We start from the raw sequence: 3,283 nt of genomic DNA on the forward strand, positions 1-3,283 counted from the left end.
TCCATCCGGAAAAGAGCCAGACGACGGGCCTGCGCCTCATCTCCAATTTCCTGTCATGGTCCCCCTGACGAACGCCTTTTGGCGCGGTGGCCGTTCCCAAGGCTAGCGGATTCGCTGCCAGGTCATTTCCCGGCATTGCTGGGCATCACAGGGACGCAGCAGGATCCGGTTGCCGTCCACCGACAGGCGGGTGTCGAACACCCTGTTGACCTTGGGGTCCCAGAATTTGCCGCGATAGCTGCCATCCTCCTGCTGGGCCATGTCCCAGACCATGCGCCGCCCTACCGCGCCGGAACGCTTGTCGATGCCGCGCCGGTCGGTCACACGCTCCACCCAGACACAGAGCTCTTCGCCGCAGGGCTTGGCGCGCACCTGCATGACACGCCCGTTGGTATCGGGGGCCGTGCGCCACAGCCCCAGCGCCACCTCGGCCCATGCGGGCAAAGCCCCCGCGCAGCCGAGGAACAAAAGTAGAAATATGGTACGTCCAAATGCCATCCCGCATCACTCCCCAAAGCGATACTTGGCGCCCTGAAAATGCAAAGGGCGCAGAGGAATGATACTCCTCCGCGCCCTTTTTCTCAATGCCGGGGTGGCTTTGCCGTCAGACAGGACGCCTCGATCCTGCTGCCGTAGCCTCTTCGCTTACTGCACGCGCGCCCATGTCTGCTTGGAACAGAGCAGCCCGCCCGCGATGCACCCCGAAAGCTTCAGCCGGTCACCGTTCACGGTCATCTTGCCGATGTAGACCTTGTTGTTGGACGGCCGCCAGACCCGCCCGGCATAGTTGCCTTTGCCATCCGGCACCATGGAGCGCACCAGCTGCTTGCCGATATTTTCGGATTTGTACTCGCCGGAGCTGTTGAACGTCCGGTCGATCGTGCCGCAGACCGCGTTGCCGCAGGGCACCATCTTGATATGGGCATAGGACCCGTCGTCCACCTGAGTCTGCCAAATGCCGAGTGCCGGGTCTGCCTGTGCCGCCCCGGCCAGTCCGAGGGCCAGAACCGTCGTCGCGATAAGTCTCTTCATTGATCTCTCCTCCCGATCTGGGCGGCATCACACTCCATCCTCCCCGCGCGAGGCAAGGTTGACCTAAGGTCCGTTTGCATATCGTGACGCAACGTGCAAAACCGCCGACAAACCGTGCAGAAGGGCGTGCCCAGATGATCCTCTACCCCGCTATCGACCTCAAGGACGGCAAGGCCGTGCGCCTCATCCATGGCGAGATGGACAGCGCAACGGTCTTCAACGACGATCCCGCCGCACAGGCGCGCAGTTTCGTCGAGGCGGGCTGCGAATGGCTGCATCTGGTGGATCTCAACGGTGCCTTTGCTGGCCGCCCCGTGAACGCCGCCCCGGTGGAAGCGATCCTGAAGGCCTGCGACGTGCCCGCCCAACTGGGGGGCGGCATCCGCGACATGGCGACCATCGAGGCATGGATCGAAAAGGGACTCGCCCGGGTGATCCTCGGTACCGTGGCGATCGAGAATCCCGCGCTCGTGCGCGAGGCCGCGCGCGCCTTTCCGGGCAAGGTCGCGGTGGGCATCGACGCCCGCGCGGGCAAGGTGGCGACAAAGGGCTGGGCCGAGCGGACGGACGTGGACGCCACCGAACTGGCCAAATCCTTCGCCGACGACGGTGTCGCGGCCATCATCTATACCGACATCGACCGGGACGGCGCGATGGGCGGGCCGAACGTGGATGCGACGGCGGCGCTGGCGCGGGCGGTTTCCATCCCCGTCATCGCCTCTGGCGGGGTCTCATCGCTCGATGACCTCTCCGCGCTGAAACAGACCGGCGTCATCGCAGGGGCGATCAGCGGGCGCGCGCTCTATGACGGGGCCATCGATCTGGCGCAGGCGCTGAAGCTTCTGTCCGCCTGAGCGCGCGGCATGATCTTGCCCCCCCGCCCCTCCGCCGCTATTGCAGCCCCATGCTGAAGACGCGCATCATCCCCTGTCTCGACGTGGCCGATGGCCGCGTGGTCAAGGGCGTGAACTTCGTCGGGCTGCGCGACGCGGGCGATCCCGTCGATGCCGCAATCGCCTATGACGCCGCCGGCGCGGACGAACTTTGCTTTCTCGACATCCACGCCACCCATGAAAACCGCGGCACGATGTTCGATCTCGTGCGCCGCACAGCAGAACATTGCTATATCCCGCTCACGGTGGGCGGCGGCGTCCGTTCGGCGGCGGATGTGCGGGCGCTGTTGCTGGCGGGGGCTGACAAGGTCAGCTTCAACTCGGCCGCCGTGGCCGACCCCGACGTCATCGCGCGCGCCGCCGACCAGTTCGGCAGCCAGTGCATCGTCTGCGCCATCGACGCCAAGACCGTCGCCCCCGACAGGTGGGAAATCTTCACCCACGGCGGGCGCAAACCCACGGGCATCGACGCGGTCGAATTCGCACGCACCGTCACCGCGAAGGGGGCCGGTGAAATCCTGCTGACCTCCATGGACCGCGACGGTACGCGGGCGGGTTTCAACCTGCCCATGACCCGCGCCATCGCGGATGCGGTCGATGTTCCGGTCATCGCTTCGGGCGGGGTCGGCACGCTCGATCATCTGGTCGAAGGGGTGCTGGAAGGTGGCGCTTCCGCCGTGCTCGCGGCCTCCATCTTCCACTTCGGCACCTATACGATCCACGAGGCCAAGCAGCATATGGCTGCCGCCGGCATCCCCATGAGGCTGACATGAGCACCGACAGGCTGGCGGAGCTTGCCGCGATCATCGACGCCCGCAAGACCGCCGATCCCGACAGCAGCTGGACAGCGCAGCTTTTGTCCAAGGGCCCGGAAAAATGCGCCGAGAAATTCGGCGAAGAAGCGGTGGAAGCCATCATCGAAGCCGTGCGCGGCGACCGCGACGCGCTGACGCGCGAGGCGGCGGATGTGCTCTATCATCTGCTGGTCATGCTGGCGGCGCGGGATGTGCCGCTGGGGAACGTGCTGGATGAGCTGGAGCGTCGGCAATCGCGCTCCGGCATCGCGGAGAAAGCGGGTCGCTGAGCAACCGCGCGGCTTCTGCGGCGCTCACAGCTTGCTTGAAATGATCCCCGTGGCGAAACCGCCCATGCGCAACTCGCCGAAAAGGCGCTGGTATTCGATCTTGGGGCAGCGATCCTGGATCACGTCGATCCCCCGCGCCTCCGCCTTGGCGGCGGCCTCGGCATGGGTCACGCCGATCTGCATCCAGATGGTGCGCAGATCCGGGCAATCGGCCAGCGCCTCTTCCACCACCTCCGGCACCGCCTCCGACCGGCGGAAAATATCGACCATGTCG

The 3,283-nt window shown here is 65.6% G+C and carries 6 protein-coding genes; 3 read left to right on the forward strand and 3 right to left on the reverse strand.

The annotated features are described in order from the left end of the window. Positions 1–102: 102 nt before the first annotated feature. Together A3764_RS16340 and A3764_RS16345 are read right to left on the reverse strand one after the other, a co-directional pair. Positions 103–498, reverse strand: a complete 396-nt coding sequence (locus A3764_RS16340; RefSeq protein ID WP_082850868.1) for a DUF2147 domain-containing protein — start codon at positions 496–498, stop codon at positions 103–105. Positions 499–645: 147 nt separating this feature from the next. Continuing rightward, a complete protein-coding gene (locus A3764_RS16345) occupies positions 646–1,032 on the reverse strand; it encodes a DUF2147 domain-containing protein (RefSeq protein ID WP_067927165.1) in 387 nt (128 codons plus the stop codon). A gap of 134 nt (positions 1,033–1,166) precedes the next feature. Between A3764_RS16345 and hisA the strand changes: the two genes are divergently transcribed. Genes hisA through A3764_RS16360 form a run of 3 tightly spaced genes read left to right on the forward strand, consistent with a single transcriptional unit; the run spans position 1,167 to position 3,009 of the window. After that, on the forward strand, positions 1,167–1,886 hold the full coding sequence (gene hisA / locus A3764_RS16350) for a 1-(5-phosphoribosyl)-5-[(5-phosphoribosylamino)methylideneamino]imidazole-4-carboxamide isomerase (RefSeq protein WP_067927167.1): 720 nt from the start codon (positions 1,167–1,169) through the stop codon (positions 1,884–1,886). A gap of 50 nt (positions 1,887–1,936) precedes the next feature. Beyond that, the gene (hisF, locus tag A3764_RS16355; protein ID WP_067927171.1) at positions 1,937–2,698 is read left to right on the forward strand and encodes an imidazole glycerol phosphate synthase subunit HisF; all 762 of its coding nucleotides are present in this window, start codon (positions 1,937–1,939) and stop codon (positions 2,696–2,698) included. Beyond that, a complete protein-coding gene (locus A3764_RS16360) occupies positions 2,695–3,009 on the forward strand; it encodes a phosphoribosyl-ATP diphosphatase (RefSeq protein WP_067927175.1) in 315 nt (104 codons plus the stop codon). The genes hisF and A3764_RS16360 overlap by 4 nt, the downstream gene beginning before the upstream one ends. 24 nt (positions 3,010–3,033) lie before the next feature. On the opposite strand, the gene A3764_RS16365 is transcribed toward A3764_RS16360, so the two are convergent. After that, a partial coding sequence (locus tag A3764_RS16365; protein WP_201722449.1) for a CoA-binding protein occupies positions 3,034–3,283 on the reverse strand: 250 nt, incomplete at its 5' end.

The organism is Sulfitobacter sp. HI0129, from assembly GCF_001635395.1.
Taxonomy (GTDB): domain Bacteria; phylum Pseudomonadota; class Alphaproteobacteria; order Rhodobacterales; family Rhodobacteraceae; genus Sulfitobacter.

Excerpts from the sequence above, each read along its gene's own strand:
- A3764_RS16340 (WP_082850868.1), bottom strand. The coding sequence starts at position 498 with ATGGCATTTGGACGTACCATATTTCTACTTTTGTTCCTCGGCTGCGCG.
- A3764_RS16345 (WP_067927165.1), bottom strand. The coding sequence starts at position 1,032 with ATGAAGAGACTTATCGCGACGACGGTTCTGGCCCTCGGACTGGCCGGG.
- hisA (WP_067927167.1), top strand. The coding sequence starts at position 1,167 with ATGATCCTCTACCCCGCTATCGACCTCAAGGACGGCAAGGCCGTGCGC.
- hisF (WP_067927171.1), top strand. The coding sequence starts at position 1,937 with ATGCTGAAGACGCGCATCATCCCCTGTCTCGACGTGGCCGATGGCCGC.
- A3764_RS16360 (WP_067927175.1), top strand. The coding sequence starts at position 2,695 with ATGAGCACCGACAGGCTGGCGGAGCTTGCCGCGATCATCGACGCCCGC.